This window comes from Streptomyces sp. NBC_00572, assembly GCF_026341815.1.
Classification (GTDB): Bacteria; Actinomycetota; Actinomycetes; order Streptomycetales; family Streptomycetaceae; genus Streptomyces.
Genome location: NZ_JAPENX010000001.1, coordinates 1,461,959 through 1,484,281 on the forward strand (window position 1 = coordinate 1,461,959; position 22,323 = coordinate 1,484,281).

Annotated in this window: 19 protein-coding genes and 2 tRNA genes; 6 read left to right on the top strand and 15 right to left on the bottom strand. The window is 70.1% G+C overall.

The window, feature by feature from the left end; genetic code table 11:
* Positions 1 to 141: 141 nt before the first annotated feature.
* The 3 genes from ndk to OG514_RS06730 form a co-directional block, all read right to left on the bottom strand.
* Positions 142 to 555, bottom strand: a complete 414-nt coding sequence (gene ndk / locus OG514_RS06720) for a nucleoside-diphosphate kinase (RefSeq protein WP_121830245.1) — start codon at positions 553 to 555, stop codon at positions 142 to 144.
* Positions 556 to 621: 66 nt separating this feature from the next.
* Positions 622 to 987: a DUF4233 domain-containing protein gene (locus tag OG514_RS06725; RefSeq protein ID WP_030317602.1), complete on the bottom strand. Its 366-nt coding sequence runs from the start codon at positions 985 to 987 to the stop codon at positions 622 to 624.
* A gap of 5 nt (positions 988 to 992) precedes the next feature.
* Complete coding sequence (locus OG514_RS06730; protein WP_266891872.1) at positions 993 to 2,495, bottom strand: folylpolyglutamate synthase/dihydrofolate synthase family protein; 1,503 nt, start codon at positions 2,493 to 2,495, stop codon at positions 993 to 995.
* A 112-nt stretch (positions 2,496 to 2,607) separates the two neighbouring features.
* On the opposite strand from OG514_RS06730, the gene OG514_RS06735 reads away from it, so the two are divergent.
* Positions 2,608 to 3,630: a rod shape-determining protein gene (locus tag OG514_RS06735; RefSeq protein WP_266891874.1), complete on the top strand. Its 1,023-nt coding sequence runs from the start codon at positions 2,608 to 2,610 to the stop codon at positions 3,628 to 3,630.
* Between the two features lie 94 nt (positions 3,631 to 3,724).
* On the opposite strand, the gene OG514_RS06740 is transcribed toward OG514_RS06735, so the two are convergent.
* Together OG514_RS06740 and OG514_RS06745 are read right to left on the bottom strand one after the other, a co-directional pair.
* Positions 3,725 to 4,864 carry a sensor histidine kinase gene (locus tag OG514_RS06740; RefSeq protein WP_266891876.1) on the bottom strand — a complete coding sequence of 380 codons (1,140 nt, stop codon included), beginning with the start codon at positions 4,862 to 4,864 and terminating at the stop codon, positions 3,725 to 3,727.
* A 267-nt stretch (positions 4,865 to 5,131) separates the two neighbouring features.
* Positions 5,132 to 7,753, bottom strand: a complete 2,622-nt coding sequence (locus OG514_RS06745) for a valine--tRNA ligase (RefSeq protein WP_266891877.1) — start codon at positions 7,751 to 7,753, stop codon at positions 5,132 to 5,134.
* Positions 7,754 to 7,891: 138 nt separating this feature from the next.
* Here OG514_RS06745 and OG514_RS06750 point away from each other — a divergent pair, with 138 nt between their 5' ends.
* Positions 7,892 to 8,851 carry a hypothetical protein gene (locus OG514_RS06750; RefSeq protein WP_266891879.1) on the top strand — a complete coding sequence of 320 codons (960 nt, stop codon included), beginning with the start codon at positions 7,892 to 7,894 and terminating at the stop codon, positions 8,849 to 8,851.
* 69 nt (positions 8,852 to 8,920) lie between these two features.
* On the opposite strand, the gene clpX is transcribed toward OG514_RS06750, so the two are convergent.
* From clpX to OG514_RS06775, 5 genes are all read right to left on the bottom strand, one after another.
* On the bottom strand, positions 8,921 to 10,204 hold the full coding sequence (clpX, locus tag OG514_RS06755; protein WP_024755522.1) for an ATP-dependent Clp protease ATP-binding subunit ClpX: 1,284 nt from the start codon (positions 10,202 to 10,204) through the stop codon (positions 8,921 to 8,923).
* 156 nt (positions 10,205 to 10,360) lie between these two features.
* Positions 10,361 to 11,023 carry an ATP-dependent Clp protease proteolytic subunit gene (locus OG514_RS06760; protein WP_266891885.1) on the bottom strand — a complete coding sequence of 221 codons (663 nt, stop codon included), beginning with the start codon at positions 11,021 to 11,023 and terminating at the stop codon, positions 10,361 to 10,363.
* Positions 11,024 to 11,086: 63 nt separating this feature from the next.
* Complete coding sequence (locus tag OG514_RS06765; RefSeq protein WP_266891887.1) at positions 11,087 to 11,704, bottom strand: ATP-dependent Clp protease proteolytic subunit; 618 nt, start codon at positions 11,702 to 11,704, stop codon at positions 11,087 to 11,089.
* Between the two features lie 240 nt (positions 11,705 to 11,944).
* Complete coding sequence (tig, locus tag OG514_RS06770; protein ID WP_266891889.1) at positions 11,945 to 13,330, bottom strand: trigger factor; 1,386 nt, start codon at positions 13,328 to 13,330, stop codon at positions 11,945 to 11,947.
* Between the two features lie 171 nt (positions 13,331 to 13,501).
* A tRNA-Pro gene (locus OG514_RS06775) sits at positions 13,502 to 13,578 on the bottom strand.
* 132 nt (positions 13,579 to 13,710) lie between these two features.
* Between OG514_RS06775 and OG514_RS06780 the strand changes: the two genes are divergently transcribed.
* Positions 13,711 to 13,784 (top strand) — tRNA-Gly (locus tag OG514_RS06780).
* A gap of 160 nt (positions 13,785 to 13,944) precedes the next feature.
* Positions 13,945 to 15,510 (top strand): hypothetical protein, encoded by a 1,566-nt coding sequence (locus tag OG514_RS06785; RefSeq protein WP_266891891.1) that lies wholly within the window; start codon positions 13,945 to 13,947, stop codon positions 15,508 to 15,510.
* A gap of 73 nt (positions 15,511 to 15,583) precedes the next feature.
* On the opposite strand, the gene OG514_RS06790 is transcribed toward OG514_RS06785, so the two are convergent.
* Complete coding sequence (locus tag OG514_RS06790) at positions 15,584 to 15,778, bottom strand: hypothetical protein (protein WP_266891893.1); 195 nt, start codon at positions 15,776 to 15,778, stop codon at positions 15,584 to 15,586.
* 145 nt (positions 15,779 to 15,923) lie between these two features.
* On the bottom strand, positions 15,924 to 17,069 hold the full coding sequence (locus tag OG514_RS06795; RefSeq protein WP_266891895.1) for a PP2C family protein-serine/threonine phosphatase: 1,146 nt from the start codon (positions 17,067 to 17,069) through the stop codon (positions 15,924 to 15,926).
* Between the two features lie 106 nt (positions 17,070 to 17,175).
* Between OG514_RS06795 and OG514_RS06800 the strand changes: the two genes are divergently transcribed.
* The gene (locus OG514_RS06800) at positions 17,176 to 18,405 is read left to right on the top strand and encodes a GNAT family N-acetyltransferase (RefSeq protein ID WP_266891896.1); all 1,230 of its coding nucleotides are present in this window, start codon (positions 17,176 to 17,178) and stop codon (positions 18,403 to 18,405) included.
* A 31-nt stretch (positions 18,406 to 18,436) separates the two neighbouring features.
* Here the strand turns inward: OG514_RS06800 and OG514_RS06805 are convergent, their stop codons facing one another.
* Together OG514_RS06805 and OG514_RS06810 are read right to left on the bottom strand one after the other, a co-directional pair.
* Positions 18,437 to 19,246, bottom strand: coding sequence for an Fpg/Nei family DNA glycosylase (locus OG514_RS06805; RefSeq protein WP_266891898.1), 810 nt, complete (start codon positions 19,244 to 19,246; stop codon positions 18,437 to 18,439).
* The gene (locus OG514_RS06810; protein ID WP_266891900.1) at positions 19,246 to 19,740 is read right to left on the bottom strand and encodes a ribose-5-phosphate isomerase; all 495 of its coding nucleotides are present in this window, start codon (positions 19,738 to 19,740) and stop codon (positions 19,246 to 19,248) included. Before OG514_RS06810 ends, OG514_RS06805 begins: the two co-directional genes overlap by 1 nt.
* Positions 19,741 to 19,936: 196 nt before the next feature.
* Between OG514_RS06810 and OG514_RS06815 the strand changes: the two genes are divergently transcribed.
* Positions 19,937 to 21,397, top strand: coding sequence for an amino acid permease (locus tag OG514_RS06815; RefSeq protein ID WP_266891902.1), 1,461 nt, complete (start codon positions 19,937 to 19,939; stop codon positions 21,395 to 21,397).
* A 74-nt stretch (positions 21,398 to 21,471) separates the two neighbouring features.
* Here the strand turns inward: OG514_RS06815 and OG514_RS06820 are convergent, their stop codons facing one another.
* Positions 21,472 to 22,068, bottom strand: coding sequence for a biotin transporter BioY (locus OG514_RS06820; protein ID WP_266891904.1), 597 nt, complete (start codon positions 22,066 to 22,068; stop codon positions 21,472 to 21,474).
* Positions 22,069 to 22,323: the final 255 nt, after the last annotated feature.

Genomic DNA, 22,323 nt, shown 5'->3' on the forward strand with positions numbered 1-22,323 from the left:
CCACCTCTGTACAGGTGACGGTAGGACGCGGCGATCCGTTCCCGGGATCGGCGTTCATATGCCTGGGGGCGACCGAATTCCTTCGGTCGCCCCACAGGCTGCTGCGTTCGGCTGACGCCGAGTCAGCGACGTCGGGTCGGCTCAGACGAGACCGGGGAAGAAGATCTTCAGCTCGCGCAGGGCCGACTCCTCCGAGTCGGAGGCGTGGATCAGGTTCTCCCGGACGATGGTGCCGAAGTCGCCGCGGATCGAGCCGGGCGCGGCGGCGATCGGGTCGGTCGGACCGGCCAGCTGGCGGACGCCCTCGATGACCCGCTCACCCTCGACGACGAGCGCGACGACCGGGCCGGAGGACATGAAGCCCATCAGCGGCTCGTAGAAGGGCTTGCCCTTGTGCTCGCCGTAGTGCTGCTCCAGGGTCTCCTGGTCCAGCTCGCGCAGTTCCAGGGCCGCCAGGGTCCAGCCGGCCTTGCGCTCGATACGGCCGATGATCTCGCCGACCAGGCCACGGCGGACGGCGTCGGGCTTGAGCAGGACGAGCGTGCGCTGGCTCACGGGGGAACTCCTTCGGAAAAGCGGTGTGCGGGACCTCCGAGGCTACAGGTCCCGCACGCCCCTCGATTACGCAGCGTCAGGCCCTGCCGAGGCCCCTGCGGCCTGGGCCTCGGCCCACCGTGCCTTGATGTCGTCGATCCGTCGCCCATAGTGAACGGAGGCCCACCACAGACCGGCGAAAACCGCCCCGAGGAAGAACATCGTCGGCACGACGAAGCCGCTGAGGATCAGGCCGATCTGCAGGGCCCAGCCGAGCTGCACGCCGCCGGGGCGGGTGACCATCCCACAGAGCAGCACCGAGATGACCATCGCGACGCCGCAGACCCACCAGACGGTGGACATCGCGAGGCTGTCGTCCTTCATGGCGACGAGACCGGCGAAGCCGATCACGAAGAACTCGCCGATGAGCGTCGAGGAACAGAGCGTACGCATCGGGTTCAGCCCCTTCGCAGCAGCAGCCGGGCGTCGCCGACCGTGAAGATCGAACCGGTCACGAGGACACCCGCGCCGCCGTACTCGGCCTCTTCCTCGGCGAGGGTGATGGCCGCCTCGATGGCGTCGGGCAGCCGCGGCTCGACGACGACCCGGTCGTCGCCGAAGACCTCGACCGCGATCGCGGCGAGCGCGTCCACGTCGGTGGCCCGGGGGTTGGAGTTCGCCGTGACGACGACCTCCGCGAAGATCGGCTCGAAGGCCTCCAGGAGACCCCTGGCGTCCTTGTCGCCGCTCGTGGAGACCACGCCGATGAGCCGTGAGAAGCCGAAGGCCTCACTGACGCCCTCCGCCGTCGCCCGTGCGCCGTGCGGGTTGTGCGCGGCGTCCAGGATGACCGTCGGGGAGGAGCGGACGATCTCCAGCCGGCCGGGCGAGGCCACCTGTGCGAAGGCCTGCCGGACCGTGTCGAGGTCGAGGGTCCGCGCGTGCTCCGCGCCGATCCCGAAGAAGGCCTCGACCGCCGCCAGCGCCACCACCGCGTTGTGCGCCTGGTAGGCGCCGTGCAGCGGCAGGAAGATGTTGTCGTACTCGCCGCCCAGGCCGCGCAGGGTGAGCAGCTGGCCGCCGACCGCGACCTCGCGGGAGACGATGCCGAACTCCATGCCCTCGCGGGCGACGGTGGCGTCCGCCTCGACGGCCTTCTTCAGCAGGACCTGCGCCGCGTCCACCGGCTGCTGGGCCAGGATCACGGTCGCGCCCTGCTTGATGATCCCGGACTTCTCGGTGGCGATCTCGGCGGTCGTGCCGCCGAGCCGGTCGGTGTGGTCCAGGTCGATCGGGGTGACGACGGCGACGGAGGCGTCGATGACGTTCGTCGCGTCCCAGGTGCCGCCCATGCCGACCTCGACGACGGCCGCGTCGACCGGGGCGTCGGCGAAGGCCGCGTACGCCATTCCGGTGAGGACCTCGAAGAAGGAGAGCCGGTATTCCTCGCGGGCGTCGACCAGCTCCACGTACGGCTTGACGTCCTCGTACGTCTCGACGAAGCGCTCGGCGGAGATCGGCGCGCCGTCCAGGCTGATCCGCTCGGTGATGGTCTGCACGTGCGGCGACGTGTACCGCCCGGTGCGCAGCTCGAAGGCGCCGAGCAGGGCCTCGATCATGCGGGCCGTCGACGTCTTGCCGTTGGTTCCGGTGATGTGGATCGAGGGGTACGCGCGCTGCGGGTCGCCGAGGACGTCCATCAGGGCCGCGATCCGGGTGACCGAGGGCTCCAGCTTGGTCTCGCCCCAGCGGGTGGACAGCTCGGTCTCGACCTCGCGCAGCGCCTTGTCGACCTCCGGGTCCTCCGGGCGGCCGGGCACGGGGTCACCCTGGGGCACGCCGCCCTGCGTGCGCAGGGTGCGGCTGCCGGCCTCGATCACCGCCAGGTCGGGGTCGCGCTGGGTCTCGGTGTCGACGATGTCGTCGAACTGGTCGTCGCTCTGGTCGCTCGGCTCACTCACGGGCCCAGTCTACGGACGGGTTACGACACCACGACCGACAGGACCATGGACCCGGCCCTTTCGGGACTTTCGGTCCACCGTCCGCCGTACCGGCCCGGCAAACTTGGCGATCATGGACATAGGGATCGACCTCGGCACGGCCAACACGCTCCTCTACGCACGCGGCCAGGGCATCGTGCTCAACGAACCGTCCGTGGTGGCGGTGCAGGAGGGCTCGCGGCACGCTCTCGCGGTCGGCACGGAGGCGAAGGAGACCATCGGACGCACGCCGGGTTCGATCACCGCGATCCGCCCGCTGCGGGACGGCGTGATCAGCGACTACGAGGCGGCCGAGGAGATGATCCGGCACTTCGTGCGCAAGGCCGTCCCGGGCCGCCGCCGGCCCCGCACCCGGATGGTGGTCTGCGTGCCGAGCGGGGTCACCCAGGTCGAGCGGCGGGCGATCGTGCACGCCTCCCTCTCGGCGGGCGCGCGGGCGGTCCATCTGATCGAGGAGCCGATGGCGGCGGCGATCGGCGCCGGGCTGCCGGTCTCCGATCCGCGCGGCTCGATGGTGGTCGACATCGGCGGCGGCACGACCGAGGTGGCCGTGATCTCGCTCGGCGGGATCGTCACGGCCCAGTCGCTGCGGGTCGGCGGCGACCGCCTCGACGCGGCCGTCACCGACTACGTCCGCAAGGAGCACTCGCTGCTCATCGGCGAGCGGACCGCCGAGGACGTGAAGGTCGCGATCGGCACGGCCTGGCCGGTGCCGGGCGAGGAGGAGCGGGAGGCGCGGACCTTCACCGTGCGCGGCCGGGAGAAGGTCAGCGGGCTGCCCCGGACGGTGGAACTGACGGTGCCGGAGGTACGGACGGCGCTCGACGAGCCGGTGGAGGCGATCATCTCGGCGGTACGGGTGACGCTGGAGGAGTGCCCGCCGGAGCTGTCCGGCGACGTCATGGAGCACGGCATCGTGCTGACCGGCGGCGGGGCGCTGCTGCCGGGCCTCGACCTGCGGATGGCCTCGGCGACCGGCATCCCGGTCTTCGTCGCGGACCGGCCGCTGGACTGTGTGGCGCTGGGGTCGGGGCGATGCGTGGAGGACTTCGACGGGCTGCAGAGGGTGATGGGGAAGGCGGAGACGGTGCGTTGACCGCCGACGGAGGGGCGGAGACGGTTCGTTGACCGATCGGCGGAGGGGCGGAGACGGCCTGCCGACACTGCGGCGGCGGACACGCGTGCACCGCTCAGCGCGGCAGGCCCGTCGGCAGCAGCGCCGTCACCGTGTAGCCGTCGTCCTCCCGGCGGGCCCTCAGCGTGCCGCCCATGCTGGTGACCCGCTCCTCCATCGAGAGCAGGCCGGTGCCGGTCGAGACGGGGGCCGGGTCCGGCGGGGTCTTCGGCAGCGGGTTGCGTACCTCGATGCGCAGGTCGGGGCCCTCCAGCGTGATCACGACCGTCACGGGCAGCCCGGGCGCGTGCTTGGCGGCGTTCGTCAGGCACTCCTGGACGACCCGGTGGACGGCCGCCTGCCGCAGCGGCGACAGCGCCTTCGCCTCCTCGGCGACCGTCAGCTCGACGGCGCCGCCCATCCGCTCGCTCTCCCCGGCGAGCGCGGCGAGCCCTTCGAGGCCCGGGGTGGCCGCGTCCCGGTCCGCGCGGCGCACGATCGTCTCGTTGAGCATGAGGTGGGCGCGCCGGGCGGTGTCTGCGAGCTCCTCGAAGTCCTTCTGGTGGGCCTCTCCCCTGGCCCGTACGGCGAGGACCTCGGCCCGCACGGCGAGGACGGTCAGCTCGCGGCCGACCAGGTCGTGGACGTCCCGGCCGACGGAGATCCGCTCCTCCTGGACGGCCTCCCGGGCGACGGCCTCGCGCCGCTGGACCTCCAGGGCGCGGACGAGGTCCTGCCGGTACGCGGCGATGCCGACGCCCGCCGCGAGGACACCGATCGGGACGACGAGGCTCAGGAAGTCGCTCAGGGTGTCGCCGTGTCTGGCCGGCCAGCCGGGCGTCTGGAAGAGGGCGTAGGCGACACCGACGTACAGCAGGGTGGCGACGACGGCGGCGCGGCGCCCCCGGTACCGGCCGATCGAGTACAGCGCGAACTGGATCATGGTCAGTTCGTGCAGCCAGCCCATCAGACCGAGCGCCACCACGTACGGCACCCAGGGCAGCCGGCGCCGGAGCACCAGGGTGGCGGCCCCGGCCGCGAGGACCAGGGTCGCGGTGACCCCGGTCAGGGAGTTGTCGGCGCGGGCGAGCCCCGGCACGTCCAGCACCATGAGGCCGAAGGCGCTGAGCGCGGCGACGACGTCGAGGGCGCGGGGCGAGACCGCCCACCGGTCCACGCAACGGCGCAGCGCGGGGACGGTGGGGAGGCGGAGCATGCCCTCCATCATCCAAGGTCTTTCGTCCCGACGTCGTGGACCTGAAGTCCCGTCTGATGTGACATCGGGCACTTCGTCCCTTTTCCGGTGTGACTCGGGACCGTGCACGAAGCATCCCCGCGGCCGGACGGGCTGGGCGAAGACCCGGAGGGACGGCCGGGACGGCGGGCGTGGGCCCGGTCGCCACGGAGTCCTGAGGCGTACGGGGAGGGGTACGCGAGGGGGCCCGGAACCGTGTCACGGTTCCGGGCCCCCTCGTCATGCCGTCTAGGCCTGCGGCAGGTTCGCCAGCTGGGCCTCGATGCGGGCGATGTCCTCGTCCGCCTTGGCGAGGCGACCGCGGATCTTGTCGACCACGTTGTCCGGGGCCTTGGCCAGGAACGCCTCGTTGCCGAGCTTCCCGTTCGCCTGGGCCTTCTCCTTCTCCGCGGCCGCGAGGTCCTTCGCGAGGCGCTTGCGTTCCGCGGCCACGTCGATCGTGCCCGACAGGTCGAGCGCGACCGTGGCTCCGGCGACCGGCAGGGAGGCGGTGGCGGAGAAGCCCTCGCCCTCCGGCTGGAGGCGCAGGATCTGGCGGATGGCGGCCTCGTGGGCGACGAGCGGGGTGCCGTCGACGGTGAGGCGGGCCGGCACCTTCTGGGCGTCCTGGAGGCCCTGCTCCTTGCGGAAGCGGCGGACCTCGGTGACGACCCGCTGGACGAGCTCGATCTCCTGCTCGGCGGCCTTGTCGCGGAAGCCACTGTCCTTCGGCCAGTCGGCGATCACCAGGGACTCACCGCCGGTGAGGGTGGTCCACAGGGTGTCGGTGACGAACGGGACGATCGGGTGCAGCAGACGCAGCATGACGTCGAGGACCTCGCCGAGGACCCGGCCGGAGACCTTGGCGCCCTCGCCGCCCGCGAAGAACGTGGTCTTCGACAGCTCGACGTACCAGGCGAAGACCTCGTCCCACGCGAAGTGGTAGAGGGTGTCGGCGAGCTTCGCGAACTGGAAGTCCTCGTAGTACGCGTCGACCTGCGCGACCGTCTCGTTGAGCCGGGACAGGATCCAGCGGTCGGTCGCCGACATCTCGGAGGCGTCCGGCAGCGGGCCCTCGATCGTGGCGCCGTTCATCATCGCGAAACGGGTCGCGTTCCAGATCTTGTTGGCGAAGTTCCGGGACGCCTGGACCCAGTCCTCGCCGATCGGGACGTCGACGCCCGGGTTGGCGCCCTTGGCCAGAGTGAAGCGCAGGGCGTCGGAGCCGTACTTGTCCATCCAGTCCAGCGGGTTGACGGTGTTCCCGAACGACTTCGACATCTTCTTGCCGAACTCGTCGCGGACCATGCCGTGGAACGCGATCGTGCGGAACGGCGGCTGGCCGTCCATCGCGTACAGACCGAACATCATCATCCGGGCGACCCAGAAGAACATCAGGTCGTAGCCGGTGACCAGGACGGAGTTCGGATAGAACTTCTCCAGGTCCGGGGTCTTCTCGGGCCAGCCGAGCGTGGAGAACGGCCACAGGCCGGACGAGAACCACGTGTCGAGGACGTCGGTGTCCTGCGTCCAGCCCTCACCCGTCGGCGGCTCGTCGTCCGGACCGACGCAGACCAGCTCGCCGTCGGGACCGTGCCAGACGGGGATGCGGTGGCCCCACCACAGCTGGCGCGAGATGCACCAGTCGTTGAGGTTGTCGACCCAGTCGAAGTACCGCTGCGACATGTCGGCCGGGTGGATGTCGACCCGGCCGTCGCGGACCGCGTCACCCGCGGCCTTGGCGAGGGTCTCGACCTTGACCCACCACTGCAGCGACAGACGCGGCTCCAGCGTCGTCTTGCAGCGCGAGCAGTGGCCGACGGAGTGGACGTACGGGCGCTTCTCGGCGACGATCCGGCCGTCGGCCCGCAGGGCGGCGACGATCGCGGAGCGCGCCTCGAAGCGGTCCAGGCCCTGGAAGGGACCGTGGACGGTGATCACACCGCGCTCGTCGAGGACCTCGATGGACTCCAGGTCGTGGCGCTGGCCGATGGCGAAGTCGTTCGGGTCGTGCGCCGGGGTCACCTTGACGGCACCGGTGCCGAACTCCGGGTCGACGTGCGTGTCGGCGACGACCGGGATGGTCCGGTCCGTCAGCGGCAGCTTGATCCGCTTGCCGATCAGGTGGGCGTAGCGCTCGTCGTCGGGGTGGACGGCGACGGCGGTGTCACCGAGCATCGTCTCCGCACGCGTGGTGGCGACGACGATGGTGTCCTCACCCTCGCCGTACTTCATGGAGACGAGCTCGCCGTCGTCGTCCTGGTAGTCGACCTCGATGTCGGAGATGGCCGTCAGACAGCGCGGGCACCAGTTGATGATGCGCTCGGCGCGGTAGATCAGACCGTCGTCGAACATCTTCTTGAAGACGGTCTGGACGGCGCGGGAGAGACCCTCGTCCATGGTGAAGCGGTCCCGGCTCCACGCGAGGCCCTCACCGAGGCGCCGCATCTGGCCGGCGATCTGCCCGCCGGACTCGGCCTTCCACTCCCAGACGCGCTCGACGAAGGCCTCGCGGCCCAGGTCGTGGCGGGACTTGCCCTCCTTGGCGAGCTCGCGCTCGACGACGTTCTGGGTGGCGATGCCGGCGTGGTCCATGCCGGGCTGCCACAGCGTCTCGAAGCCCTGCATGCGCTTGCGGCGGGTGAGGGCGTCGATCAGCGTGTGCTCGAAGGCGTGGCCCAGGTGGAGCGAGCCGGTGACGTTCGGCGGCGGGATGACGATGGTGTACGCGGGCTTCTCGCTCTTCGCGTCCGCCTCGAAGTAGCCGCGCTCTACCCAGCGCTCGTACAGCGGCCCCTCTACCTCGGCCGGCGCGTAGGTCGTCGGCAGTTCGGTGGTGGGCGCTGTCTGCTGCTGAGTGTTCTCGGTCACGGGGCCAGTTTAGGGGTGTCCTCGCTCTGTCCTGAAACGCTTTGGTTCGGTAACGGTGTGGCCCCCGCCGCACTTCCTCGTCGGCGGTTCCGCCAGGATGTTCGGTAGGCATAAACATCCTGTGAGGGGAACCTGTCGATGAGCTACAACCAGCCGGGCCCGTACGGCCAGCAGCCGCAGCAGCCCGGGCCCTACGGCCAGCAGCCGGGCCCGTACGGCCAGCAGCCGCAGCAGCCGGGCCCGTACGGCCAGCCGCAGGCCCCCCAGCCTGGTTACGGGTACCCCCAGCAGGCCCCGCAGGGCGTCCCGCCGCAGCAGCAGCCGTACGGCTACCCGCAGCAGGGCCAGCAGCCCGGCCCCTACGGCCAGCAGCCCCCGTACGGCGCCCCCCAGGGCCCCGGCGGCTACGTACCGCACCCGCCGGCCCCGAAGAAGCCCAAGACGGGCCTCATCATCGGCGCGGTCGCGGTGGTCGCGGCGCTCGGCGTGGGCGCGTACTTCCTGTTCGGCGGCGGTAGCTCCTCGGTCGCGGACGACGGTCCGCACAAGCTGATCACCCCGGAGACGGTGCTCACCGAATACAAGAAGGCCCCTGGCCAGGAGAACTCGTCCGACAAGGACTCCCTGAAGGAGGCCGAGAAGAACGGCGTCAAGAACGCCAAGGAGGTCGAGGCCGCCTACGACGTGAAGGACCCGGCCAACCCCCTCGGGGGCAAGAGGATCTCCTTCACCGGCCTCTACGGCGAGATCGACGACCCCGAGAAGGTCGTCGACTCCATCTTCACCTACACCAAGACGGAGGCGGAGAAGGAGAAGAGCGACTCCGAGGCGCCTGAACTGGTCGGCAGCCCGCAGGAGTACAAGCCGTCCGAGCTCGACGGCGCCATCCTGAAGTGCCAGCAGCTCAAGACCAAGGCCGACGCCGCCAAGAGCATCCCCGCGATGACCATGACGATGTGCGTGTGGGCCGACCACAGCACGGTGGGCCTTGTCATCCCGATCGACATGGCCTCCCTGCTCACCGGCAAGGCCGGCTCCGCCGAGGAGGCCGCCGCCACGACCGCCAAGCTCCGCAAGGAAGTCCGCGTCAAGCTCTGACCCACGGCGCGCACACGGAGAAGGGGCGCCCCGCCGGTCGGCGGGGCGCCCCTTCCATGTCCGTACGGCTCAGGCCGACTTCTCGTGCCTGCCGTCGTTCTTCACGATCCGCGGGACCAGCGTCGGGTTGACGTTGTTGCGGACGACGTCCGCCGTGATGACGACGCGGGCCACGTCCTTGCGGGACGGGACCTCGTACATCACCGACTGGAGGACCTCCTCCATGATGGCCCGCAGGCCACGCGCGCCGGTGCCGCGCAGGATCGCCTGGTCGGCGATGGCCTCCAGGGCCGGGCGGTCGAAGTCCAGTTCCACACCGTCGAGTTCGAAGAGGCGCTGGTACTGCTTCACCAGTGCGTTCCGCGGCTCGACCAGGATCTGGAGGAGCGCCTCGCGGTCCAGGTTGTGGACGGAGGTGAGGACGGGGAGACGGCCGATGAACTCGGGGATCATCCCGAACTTCACCAGGTCCTCCGGCATGACCTCCTGGAACTGGTCGCTCGCCTCGATCTCGCGCTTGGAGCGGATGGTCGCCCCGAAGCCGATGCCCTTGGCGCCCGCCCGCGACTCGATGATCTTCTCCAGGCCGGCGAAGGCGCCGCCCACGATGAAGAGCACGTTCGTCGTGTCGATCTGGATGAACTCCTGGTGCGGGTGCTTCCGGCCGCCCTGCGGCGGCACGGAGGCGGTGGTGCCTTCCAGGATCTTCAGGAGGGCCTGCTGCACGCCCTCGCCGGAGACATCGCGGGTGATCGACGGGTTTTCGCTCTTACGGGCGACCTTGTCGATCTCGTCGATGTAGATGATCCCGGTCTCGGCCTTCTTGACGTCGTAGTCGGCCGCCTGGATCAGCTTCAGCAGGATGTTCTCGACGTCCTCGCCGACATAGCCGGCCTCCGTCAGCGCCGTCGCGTCGGCGATGGCGAACGGAACGTTGAGCATGCGCGCCAGCGTCTGGGCCAGGAGCGTCTTGCCGGAGCCCGTGGGGCCCAGCAGCAGAATGTTGGACTTCGCCAGCTCGATGGCGTCGTCACGCCCCGCCCCGCCGCCGTTCTCGCCGGCCTGGACGCGCTTGTAGTGGTTGTACACCGCGACCGAGAGGGCCTTCTTCGCGGGCTCCTGACCTACGACGTATCCCTCGAGGAACTCGTAGATCTCGCGGGGCTTGGGGAGTTCCTCCCAGCGCACCTCGCTCGTCTCCGCGAGTTCTTCCTCGATGATCTCGTTGCAGAGGTCGATGCACTCGTCGCAGATGTACACACCGGGTCCTGCGATGAGCTTCTTCACCTGCTTCTGGCTCTTTCCGCAGAACGAGCACTTGAGCAGGTCGCCGCCATCACCGATGCGTGCCACGAGGTGCTTCCCCTTCGCCTGGGAGCGCTTGGTTCAGCGGCTCCTGGTGCCTCATATTCGACGGTACCTTGCCGGGCCCCCCGTTCGGGCCCCCCTTGGCACGGTTCACATGGTCGGGATTCGGCCATGCGTACCGTGCCACGGGAAGGTCGGGCGTCAGCGCTCCGTAGAGGCCGTGCTCTTGCGGGTCGACACGATCTGGTCGACCAGGCCGTACGCCAGGGCGTCCTCGGCCGTGAGGATCTTGTCACGCTCGATGTCGTCGCGGATCTTCTCGATCGGCGTCGAGGAGTGCTTGGCCAGCATCTCCTCGAGCTGGCTGCGCATGCGCAGGATCTCGCGGGCCGCGATCTCCAGGTCGGAGAGCTGCTCACGGCCGGTTCCGCCGGACGGCTGGTGGATCAGCACGCGGGCGTTCGGCAGGGCCATCCGCTTGCCGGGCGTACCGGCGGCGAGCAGCACGGCCGCGGCGGAGGCCGCCTGGCCCATGCAGACCGTCTGGATGTCCGGCTTCACGAACTGCATGGTGTCGTAGATCGCCGTCAGCGCGGTGAAGGAGCCACCGGGGCTGTTGATGTAGATGGAGATGTCGCGGTCCGGGTCCATCGACTCCAGGCACAGCAGCTGCGCCATGACGTCGTTGGCCGAGGCGTCGTCGATCTGCACGCCGAGGAAGATCACGCGCTCCTCGAAGAGCTTCGCGTACGGGTCGTACTCGCGGATGCCCTGCGAGGTGCGCTCGACGAAGCGCGGCACGACGTAGCGGTTGTCCATCGGCGCGCCGGTGTAGAGGCCGCTCGCGGAGAGGTTGTTCTGCATCTGGGTGTTCACCGTCCTGGTGGCGTTCGGCGGGGGCTGGGGCTCTTCAACGGTCTGCCGGGCTCAGGCGCCCGTGCCGCCGCCGCCGGGAACGCCCGCGGCGTGGGTGATGATGTCGTCGATGAGGCCGTAGTCCTTGGCCTCGTCCGCGGTGAACCAGCGGTCGCGGTCGCCGTCGCGGATGATCGTCTCGACGGTCTGGCCGGAGTGGTGCGAGGTGATTTCGGCCATGCGCTTCTTCGTACGGAGAAGGTACTCGGCCTGGATCTTGATGTCGGAGGCGGTGCCGCCGATGCCGGCGGAGCCCTGGTGCATCAGGATGTCGGTGTTCGGCAGCGCGAAGCGCTTGCCGGGGGTGCCGGCGGTGAGCAGGAACTGACCCATCGAGGCCGCCATGCCCATACCGATGGTGACGACGTCGTTCGGGATGAACTGCATGGTGTCGTAGACCGCCATGCCCGCCGTCACCGAGCCACCGGGGCTGTTGATGTACAGGAAGATGTCCTTCTCCGGCTCGGCGGCCAGGAGGAGCATCTGGGCGGTGATCTTGTTGGCGATCTCGTCGTCGACCTGCTGGCCGAGGAAGATGATCCGCTCGCCGAGCAGCCGGTTGTAGACATGGTCGCCGAGGCCGCCACCGATGGACGGCTCACCCGCGGCGTAAGGCTTCAGATTCGTCACGTATCCACCTGCTCGTCTCCGACGGCCAGGGCCGTCTCAGCGTCTCGTTCCGAGGGCACTGCCCTCTCTTCATGGACCCTAACGCGCAGGTAGGACAACGCCATCCCGGTTCCCGAACTGTTCGCTGGGAGCGCAAGGTAGTTGGGGGCGCGTAACCGGGTCCTCGTACGTCCACGGGCCCGTACGCACTGGAGTGCGTACGGGCCCGTGGAGCGGGGTCCGCGCGGGGCGGAGGGCCCCTTACTTGTCCTCGGAGACCTCGGCCTCGCCGGTGACGGCCTCGACGGCCTCGGCGGCGGTCTCGACCTCGTCCTCGTCGTCGGAGAGGTCGACGACCTCACCGTTGGTGTCGAGGACCTTGGCGGCCTCGACGACGACCGCGAGGGCCTTGCCGCGGGCGACCTCGCCGACGAGCATCGGAACCTGGCCACCCTCGGCCACGGCCTGGGCGAACTGGTCGGGGCTCATGCCGGAGGAGGCGGCACGGCGGAACAGGTGCTCGGTGAGCTCCTCGCGGGAGACGTCGAGCTTCTCCTTGTTGACGAGCTCATCCAGGATGAACTGCGTCTTGATGCCCTTCTCGGCCTGCTCCTTGGTCTCGGCCAGGAACTCTTCCTCGGTCTTGCCCTGGATCTCCAGGTACTTCGCGAGGTCGAGGCCCATCTGGCCGAGCTGGTGGTGCTCCAGGTTGTGCTTGCGGGTGTTGATCTCGTCCTCGAGAAGCTTCTCGGGCATCGGGACCTCGACCAGCTTGAGGAGCTCGTCGAGGACGCGCTCCTGGGCCTGGGTGGCCTGGTCGAACTGCTTCATGTTCTCGAGGCGCTTGCGGCTGTCGGCCTTGAGCTCGTCGAGGGTGTCGAACTCCGACGCCATCTGCGCGAACTCGTCGTCGAGCTCGGGGAGCTCACGGGCGGAGACGGTGGTGACCTTGACGGTGACCTCCGCGTCCTTGCCCTCGGCGGAGCCGCCCTTCAGCTGCGAGGTGAAGGTGGCCTCGCCACCGGCCTCCAGGCCCTTGAGGGCCTCGTCGATGCCGTCGAGCAGCTCGCCCGAACCGATGGTGTACGAGACGTCGCTCGCGACACCGTCGGGCAGGACCTCGCCGTCGACCTTGGCCTCGAGGTCGATGGTGACGACGTCGCCGTCCTCGGCGGCACGCTCGACCGCGGAGGTCGAGGCGAAGCGCTCGCGGAGCTGCTCCACTGACTTCTCGATGTCCTCGTCGGTGACCTCGACCGCGTCGACGGTGACCTCGATGCCGGAGTAGTCCGGGATCTCGAGCGTCGGGCGGATGTCGACCTCGGCGGTGAAGGCCAGCAGCTCGCCGTCCTTCAGCTCGGTGATGTCGACCTCGGGCTGGCCGAGCGGGTTCACGTCGGCCTCGTTGACGGCCGCGGTGTAGAACTTCGGGAGCGCGTCGTTGACGGCCTCTTCCAGCACGGCGCCGCGGCCGAACCGCTGGTCGATCACGCGAGCAGGGATCTTGCCCTTACGGAAGCCCTTGACCGTGACCTGCTGGTTGATCTTCTTGTACGCCGCGTCGAGGCTGTCCTTGAGCTCCTCGAAGGGCACCTCGACAGTGAGCCGAACCCGGGTCGGGTTCAGGGTCTCCACGGCGCTCTTCACGGTTCGGTCTCCTTGTGGCTGATTCCTGGAATCCACCGGAGCCGCTGTGTGGCGGTTCCGGCGGGTCGGCCCGGTCAGAAAGACACACGGGCACGCAGCTTGCATAGTAACCGCTAGCGGGATGACGCCCACAACGTGATCAAGAGCGCGCGAGTGACCGCGTGATCGTCATGGTCGGGGTGGCGGGATTTGAACCCACGGCCTTCCGCTCCCAAAGCGGACGCGCTACCAAGCTGCGCCACACCCCGTCGGTGCGACACGTAGGGTACATGGACGGGGACTGTCCGGCGCCCCCTGATTTCAGGGTGTGCACGAACGGCCCCGGAACCGCTACCATGCTCTTCGTGCCGCGGTCCTCGTGACCTGCGGCGCGATGCTGTGCGGGTGTAGCTCAATGGTAGAGCACTAGTCTTCCAAACTAGCTACGCGGGTTCGATTCCCGTCACCCGCTCCAACAGGCCCACGGCCCGGTCCGCTTCTCGCGGACCGGGCCGTGGTCGTTTCCCGGCCATGTCTGGCGCGGACCCCTCTGTTCCGCCGCAATTTCCTCGCGCGTCCGCCCTGCCTGCGGTTACGTTCCCGCCGTTGATCAACGGATCCGGGGAGGGGAACACATGGAGAAGAAGAGAAGACCCGCCGTGGTGGCCGCGCTGGCGCTGGCCTGTGCGGCCGGGCTGCTCGGCGGGGGAACCGCGCACGCCGCCGAGTACCCGTACACGCCGACCGAGCCCACGGCGTGGCCGGGCGGCTGCGTGACCGGCGGCGAGCTGCCGTGGGTGGGGAACACGGACGTCAGCCTGTCCGTGCGGGCAGCGGGCGAGAGCCCCACCGGGGGCCTCGTGGACGCCCGCTTCCGGGTGTGGAAGGCGGGCGCCGAGGAGACTCCGATCCTCGACGGCGCCATTCCCACGTCGCCGGGATCGGTGGCCACGGTGGTGGTCCCCAAGGCACAGATCCCGGCCGAGGGGCCGTACTGGTGGCAGGCGCGCATCGAGAGTGCCGACGGCGCCTCGGCGTGGACCGCGCCCTGCGGCTTCGGCACGGACCAGACCCGGCCCGCCACTCCCACGGTCGAGTTCCTGGACGCCGCGTCGTACCCGAACGGATCTTCTTCCGGCACGGTGCGGACGGTGCGCATCAGCCTGCCGGCGGGGACGGAGGCCGCGTACTTCTGCCTCGACCCGCTCGCCGACACGGGCACGTTCTCCTGCGAGGGCGACCGCCGCATCCCGGTCGGCGCGGACGGCGCCGCCACGACGACGTTCGTCACCCCGGAGCGCACCGGACCGGCGAGCGTCTGGGTGCGGGCCTTCGACCGGGCGGGCAACCTCTCGGACACCGCGAGCGCCGACTACTGGGTCACCCGCCCGTTCATCGAGCCGTTCGGCGACTACGACAGTGACGGCCGCCCCGATCTGCTCGGCGTCGACGCGGCGGGCCGGCTGACACTGCTCGCGGGCCGGGAGGGCGGCGGTTTCGCGGCGCCGGCCGTGGCCGACACCCGGGACTGGGCGAACACGCGAGTGGCACGGGCCGGTTGGCTGGTCAACCGGTACGGGCCGGAGCAGGCGAACGACGTCCGCAACGACCTCGTGGCGCTGCGGGACGGGAAGCTGTTCGCGTACCCGGGCAACGGCGAGGGCGGTTTCGGGGAGCCGGTGGAGATCACCGGGTTCGACTGGACCGGTGTCACCCGGTTCGCGATCAGCCGCCAGGACTACGGCTCTCCCGGTCTGGTCGCCGTGAAGGACGGCCGGTTGCTCTACTTCAACGTGTACTCCAGCTGGCAGGGCATCCATGTCACGGAGCCGACGGTCCTCGCCGCGAGCGGCTGGGACACGAAGGAGCTCGCCGCCTCGGACACCAACCCGAACGCCCTTCTGGGGACGTTCTGGGCGCGTGACACCCGCACCGGCACGCTGGAGTTCTTCGGTGTCGACTACGGGACGGAGGCCCCGCACGCGCTGGTCGCACCGGTGACGGTCGCCGCCTCCGGGTTCAGCGCCCGGCAGGTGCCGTCGCTGGTCGCGGTCGGGGATCTGACCGGGGACGAGCGGATCGACCTGGTCACCGGTGACCGGCTGGGCCGGCTGGCACTGCGTGCGGTGGGCGAGGGCGGCACTCCGGGTGCCGCCACGGCCGTCCCGGGTGCGGTGCCGACCGGGACGCGGCTGTTCTGAGTCGACCGGTCTCGCGCGAAGGGCCCCCGCCGGTCTCGGCAGGGGCCCTTCGTCGTACGCGCGGCACGCCCGCTCAGAACTTTATGGAGGCGACCGTCTGCGTTATCGAGTCGAGGAAGCGCTGGATGTCGTCGGCCATGCCGGTCGAGGCGAGGAAGAAGCCGAAGAGCACCGCGACCACGGCCGGGCCGCCCTTGAGGCTCCCCCCACGGATCAGCACCACCAGGATGATTGCCAACAGCAACACCACAGACAGTGAAATGGCCACAACTGATCACACCCTCGGTCGGTCCCGCCTTGCCCACCAGGGAGTCCGTGTCCCGGAACACCCCCCGCTGCCTCCATCGTGCCACCAACCCCCCTGCCCCCGCTGCCTGGTGACGAATCGTCCCGGCGACGCCCGATGCGCGGGTTCAGGCGCGGCGGGAGATGAGCAGCAGGGCCCGGTCGTCGTTGACGTCCTTGGCGACGGCCTCGATCAGGTGCCAGGCGACGCCGTCGAAGCCCTCGGCGACGCAGCGGTCGGCCTCGCCGGTGAGGCGGTCGATGCCCTCGGCGATGTCCCGGTCGGCGGCCTCGACGAGGCCGTCGGTGAAGAGCATGAGGACGTCGCCGGGGCGCAGCGAGCCCTTGACCGGGTGGAACTCGGCGCCGTCGTAGACGCCGAGCAGGGGTCCGTCGGCGGCCTTCTCCTCCCAGCGTCCGTTGCCCGCGTGGAGTTGGAGGGCGGGGAGGTGGCCGGCGGAGAAGAGTTCGTAGTCGCCGGACTCCAGGTCGAGGACGAGGTGGATGGAGGTGGCGAAGCCCTCGTCCCAGTTCTGGCGCAGCAGATAGCCGTTGGCGGCGGGCAGGAAGCCGTCCGGCGGGAGCGAGCCGAGGAGGCCGCCGAAGGCGCCGGAGAGCAGCAGGGAGCGGGAGGCTGCGTCCATGCCCTTGCCGGAGACGTCGGTGAGGACGACCTCCAGGGTGCGGCCGCCGTGGGTGCGGGCGGCGACGACGAAGTCGCCGGAGAAGGACTGGCCGCCGGCCGGGCGCAGTGCCATCTCGCGGTGCCAGCCCTGCGGGAGCCGGGGCAGGGCGCTCTGGACGCGGATGCGTTCGCGCAGGTCGAAGAGCATGGTGCCGCCGCGCCGCCAGGGCACCCCGACGCGGGCCCGGAACTGGGCGATGAGCAGCCCGAAGAGGCCGCAGGCGGCGACGACCAGGACGGTGCCGGGGGTCACCCGTGCGGGGCCCTGGGTGTACGGGCCGAGGACGACGGACTCGACGATGAGGGCGCCCGCGGCGGCCGCGTACAGGCCGAGCAGGCTCGCGGGGCGCAGCAGCAGGCCGCCGGCCACGATGGGCAGGACCAGTGCGGCGGGTGCGCACCAGACCGGGTCGAGGAGGGTTCCGACGGCGATGGCAGGAATCATCAGCAGGAGTCCGGCGAAGGCGAGCCAGTCGGAGCCGTCCCCGCGGAAGTAGTCGACGCCGGACTTGCGCAGCGCGATGCGGGCCCGGCGGGCGCGTCTGCGCATGCGGGCCGCGTACGTGTTCACTCCTGCGCGGTGTCCCATTGGCCTGGACCCTATCCATCCCGTCCGACATCGCGCAGGGGTACCCCGGTGACAATGTGCGTGAAATCGGGTCGCCCCGGGCGGGCGCCGCTGATATCGATGGCATATGACTACTGAACTGCGGGTTCTCGACCCGACCGAGTGGGACCGCTGGTACGAGGTCCTGGAGCTGGCGTTCGGGGGTGTGGCGGAGGCCCCGGAGGAGCGGACGCTGTGGCGCGATCTGACCGAGTTCGACCGTTTCATGGGTGCGTGGGACGGCGATCTGTGCGTGGGGACGGCGGGTGCGTTCTCGTTCCGGCTCACGGTGCCGGGCGGGGCGTCGGTGCCGGCGGGCGGGGTGACGATGGTGAGCGTGGCGGGGACACACCGCCGGCGCGGGATCCTGACCTCGATGATGCGGCGCCAGCTTGACGACCTGCGGGCGGCGGGTGAGCCGCTCGCGGTGCTGACGGCGTCGGAGCCGGAGATCTACGGTCGGTTCGGTTACGGCGTCGCCACGTTCGCGGCGCGGGCGACGATCGACACGACCCGGGTGCGGCTCTCGGTGCCGGAGGGCACGGACGGGGTGACCCTGCGCCTGGCGGATCTGACGGAGTCGTCCGCCGTGTGCGAGGCGGTGTACGCGAAGCTGGTGCCGTCACGTCCGGGCATGATCGCCCGGCTGCCGCACTGGGAGCGCGAGCCGCTGCTCGATCCGCCGGGTGACCGGGAGGGCGCCTCGCCGAAGCTCTGCGTGCTCGCGGAGCGGGCCGGGGAGGTCGTGGGGTTCGCGCACTACGCGATCAAGCCGAAGTGGTCGTCCACAGGGGCCGACGGGTCGGTCGCGGTTCATCAGCTGATGGGGCTCGACGCGGTGGCGGAGGCGGCGCTGTGGCGGTTCCTCTGTTCGGTGGACCTGACCAGGGAGGTGCGGATCCACAGCCGTCCGGTGGACGACGCCTGGCAGCACCTGGTGAGCGATGTGCGGCGCTGCGCCCCGACGTTGCGGGACGTGCTGCATGTGCGTCTGGTGGAGGTGAGCGCGGCCCTGGAGGCGCGGACGTACCAGGCGCCGGTGGACGTGGTGTTCGAGGTCGAGGACGCCTTCTGCCCCTGGAACGAGGGGCGTTGGCGGCTGACGGGTGACGCCAAGGGCGCGACCTGTGTCCGGACCTCGGATCCGGCGGACCTCGAACTGTCCGTACGGGAGCTGGGCGCGGCGTATCTGGGCGGAGTCTCCCTGATGTCGCTGGCGTCGGCCGGGCGGGTGCGGGAGCTACGGGAAGGCGCGTTGGTCGAGGCGTCGGTCGGCTTCGGCTCCCCCGTGGCCCCGTGGCTGCCGCACGGGTTCTAGGGCTTCTCCGCACCGGTCCTCCGGACAGGTCCTAGCGGGCCTGGCAGCCGGGGCACCAGAAGAGGTTGCGGGCGGCGAGGTCGGCGGTGCGGATCTCGTCGCCGCAGACCAGGCAGGGCTGGTGGGTCCTGCGGTAGACGTACACCTCGCCGCCGTGGTCGTCGACGCGCGGCGGGCGGCCCATCGCCTCGGGGGTGTGCTCGGGGCGGACGGTGTCGATGCGGTTGAGGCGGACGCCCTCGCGCATGAGCTCCACCAGGTCCGTCCAGATCGCGTCCCATTCCCGGCGCGTCAGGTCCTTGCCGGTGCGGTACGGATCGATGCCGTGCCGGAAGAGGACCTCGGCGCGGTAGACGTTGCCGACGCCCGCGATGACCTTCTGATCCATGAGCAGGGCGGCGATGGTGGTGCGGGACTTCGAGACGCGGCGCCAGGCCTTGTCGGGGTCGTCGTCCGCGCGGAGCGGGTCCGGGCCCAGGCGGTCGTGTATCGCCCGCTTCTCGGCGTCCGTGATCAGGGCGCAGGTGGTGGGGCCGCGCAGGTCGACGTACGACTCGGGGTTCGCGAGGCGCAGCCGGACCGTGTCGGTGGGCGGCGGGGCGGGCGCGTCGCCGAAGTTCACCTTGCCGAAGAGGCCCAGGTGGATGTGGACCCAGCCCATGCCGGCGAAGCCGAGGAAGAGGTGCTTGCCGTGGGCCTCGGTGGTGTCGAGCACCGCGCCGTCGAGCAGCGCCGCCGAGTCCGTGAACTTGCCCTGCGGGCTGGTCACCCGCGCGGACCGGCCGCCGAACCGTTCCCGGTGGTCGGCGGCCAGTCGGTGGATCGTGTGCCCCTCGGGCATCAGGCGGTCGGCTCCTGCGGGTGGTGGGCCGGGATCGGGGGGAGCTCGCCGGTGGTCTCGTACGCGGTGAGCATGTCGATCCGGCGGGTGTGACGCTCGTCACCGGAGTACGGGGTGTTCAGGAAGATCTCGACGAACTTGGTCGCCTCTTCCCGGGTGTGCATCCGGCCGCCGACGGAGATCACGTTGGCGTTGTTGTGCTCGCGGCCGAGGGCGGCGGTCTGCTCGCTCCAGGCGAGGGCGGCGCGCACCCCCTTCACCTTGTTCGCGGCGATCTGCTCGCCGTTGCCCGAACCGCCGATGACGACGCCCAGGCTGTCCGCGTCCGCGGCCGTCTTCTCGGCGGCACGCAGGCAGAACGGCGGGTAGTCGTCCAGGGCGTCGTAGATGTGGGGACCGCAGTCGACGGGCTCGTGGCCGTGAGCCGTGAGCCACTCGACGAGGTGGTTCTTGAGTTCAAAGCCGGCGTGGTCGGAACCGATGTAGACGCGCATGAAACCGAGTGTGGCATGTCACGGGCCGGGTAGCGGTCAGCGGGGTCGGGACCTTCACCCGGTCTGGTACGGACCTTCGACTCTCGCGAAGTGGTCCACACAACGATCCGGAATGAGGTCTTCCGATCACAGCCGTTCACGGTGTTCAATGCTCGGGCTCGCGACCCGAGCGCCCCCCACACGCAAGGAAGCGTTCATGAACACGCAACCGACCCTGACGAAGGACGGCGAGGAGACCGGAGCCCCCGGGGCCCCCGACTCCTCCGACGGCCTCAAGGCCGGTCTCAAGAACCGTCACCTGTCGATGATCGCCATCGGTGGCGTCATCGGTGCCGGTCTCTTCGTCGGCTCCGGCTCCGGCATCGCCGCCGCCGGTCCCGCGATCCTGCTGTCCTACGCGCTCGTCGGCGCCATGGTCGTCTTCGTCATGCGGATGCTCGGCGAGATGGCCGCCGCCCGGCCGTCCTCCGGCTCCTTCTCCGCCTACGCCGACCGTGCCCTCGGCCGCTGGGCCGGCTTCAGCATCGGCTGGCTCTACTGGTTCTTCTGGGTCGTCGTCCTCGCCGTCGAGGCGACCGCCGGCGCCAAGATCCTGGAGAGCTGGGTCCCGGCCGTTCCGCAATGGGGCTGGGCGCTCATCGTGATGGTGGTGCTGACCGCCACCAACCTCGGCTCCGTCGCCTCCTACGGCGAGTTCGAGTTCTGGTTCGCCGGCATCAAGGTCGTCGCCATCGGCGGCTTCGTCGTCATCGGCATGCTCGCCGTCTTCGGCGTGCTGCCCGGCTCGGACAACCCGGGCGCCGGATTCGCGCACCTCACCGACAGCGGGGGCTTCTTCCCGATGGGTGCGGGAGCGATCCTCACCGGTGTGCTGATGGTCGTCTTCTCCTTCATGGGCAGCGAGATCGTCACCCTGGCCGCCGGTGAGTCCGAGAACCCGCAGAAGGCCGTCACCAAGGCCACCAACAGCGTGATCTGGCGCATCGGCGTCTTCTACCTGGGCTCGATCTTCATCGTCCTGACCCTGCTGCCGTGGAACGACAAGTCGATCGTCGAGAAGGGCTCGTACGTCGCCGCCCTCGACTCCATCGGCATCGCGCACGCCGGTCAGATCATGAACGTGATCGTCCTCACCGCCGTGCTCTCCTGCCTGAACTCGGGTCTCTACACCGCCTCCCGCATGGCCTTCTCGCTCGGCCGGCGCGGTGACGCGCCCAAGGCCTTCGCCAAGGTCAACAAGCGGGGCGTGCCGACGGCGGCGATCCTCGGTTCGGTCGTCTTCGGCTTCGTCGCGGTCTTCTTCAACTACAAGTGGCCGGACACCGTCTTCGCGTTCCTGCTGAACTCCTCCGGCGCGGTGGCGCTCTTCGTCTGGCTGGTCATCTGCGTGACCCAGCTGCGGATGCGCGGCATCATCCTGCGCGAGACGCCGGAGAAGCTCGTCGTGAAGATGTGGCTCTTCCCGTACCTGACCTGGGCGACGATCGGCATGATCGTCTTCGTCCTCGGCTACATGCTCTACGACGGCGGCAGCGCCCGTGAGCAGGTCGTGCTCTCGCTGCTCGTGGCCGCGCTGGTGATCGCCATCGCGCTGGTCAAGGAACGAGTCACGAAGGCCTCGGCGAAGGATCCGGCCGAGCTCTCCGAGCGCGTCTAGCACTTGGGGCACCCACGCGAGAGGGCCCGCCGTTCCTCGGGGAACGACGGGCCCTCTTCGTCCGCGCGGACGGCTCAGCCCTTGCGGCCGCCGACCAGCTTCCAGGCGGCCGGCAGGGCGCCCATGGCGAGGGCCGCCTTGAGGGCGTCGCCGATGAGGAACGGGGTGAGGCCGGCCGCAACGGCCTGGCCGAGGCTCATGCCGGTCGCGAGCGCCAGGTAGGGCACGCCGACCGCGTAGATGATCGCGGAGCCCAGGACCATCACGCCGGCCGTGCGGAGCACCGAGCGGTCCGCGCCGCGGCGGGCGAGGGCGCCGACGACGGTCGAGGCGAGCAGCATGCCGAGGACATAACCGAAGGACGGCATCGCGTAGCCGGAGGAGGCCTGGGCGAACCACGGCACGCCCGCCATGCCGGCCACCGCGTACAGGGCCAGGGCGAGGAAGCCGCGGCGGGCGCCGAGCGCGGTGCCGACGAGCAGGGCGGCGAAGGTCTGGCCGGAGACCGGGACCGGGGAGCCGGGGACCGGGACGGAGAGCTGCGCGGCGAGGCCGGTGAGGGCGGCGCCGCCGACGACCAGCGCGATGTCGCGGGTGCGGCTCGCCGGGAGCAGGTCGGCGAGGACGGTGCCGGCACGGAGGGAACGGACGGGGGCGGCGGCGGTGCTCATCGGTACTCCGCGGGGGTGAGGGTGGGTGGGACGCCTTGACGGTATGCCAGGAGTGAACGCTCGATCACCGTCAGCCGCCGACAAAGCGACGGTCGACTGCTTCGTGGAGATCGAACAAACCCCGCCGATCACACCTCTCGCCACGTGACGCTTGTCACTGGGAACTCCTGCGCGGAGGTCCCTTTTGCGCCAGGGGTCGTTCACTGGAGAGACTGTGGGGTCTCCATAAACCGTCAGAGAGCACGAGCCCCCCAC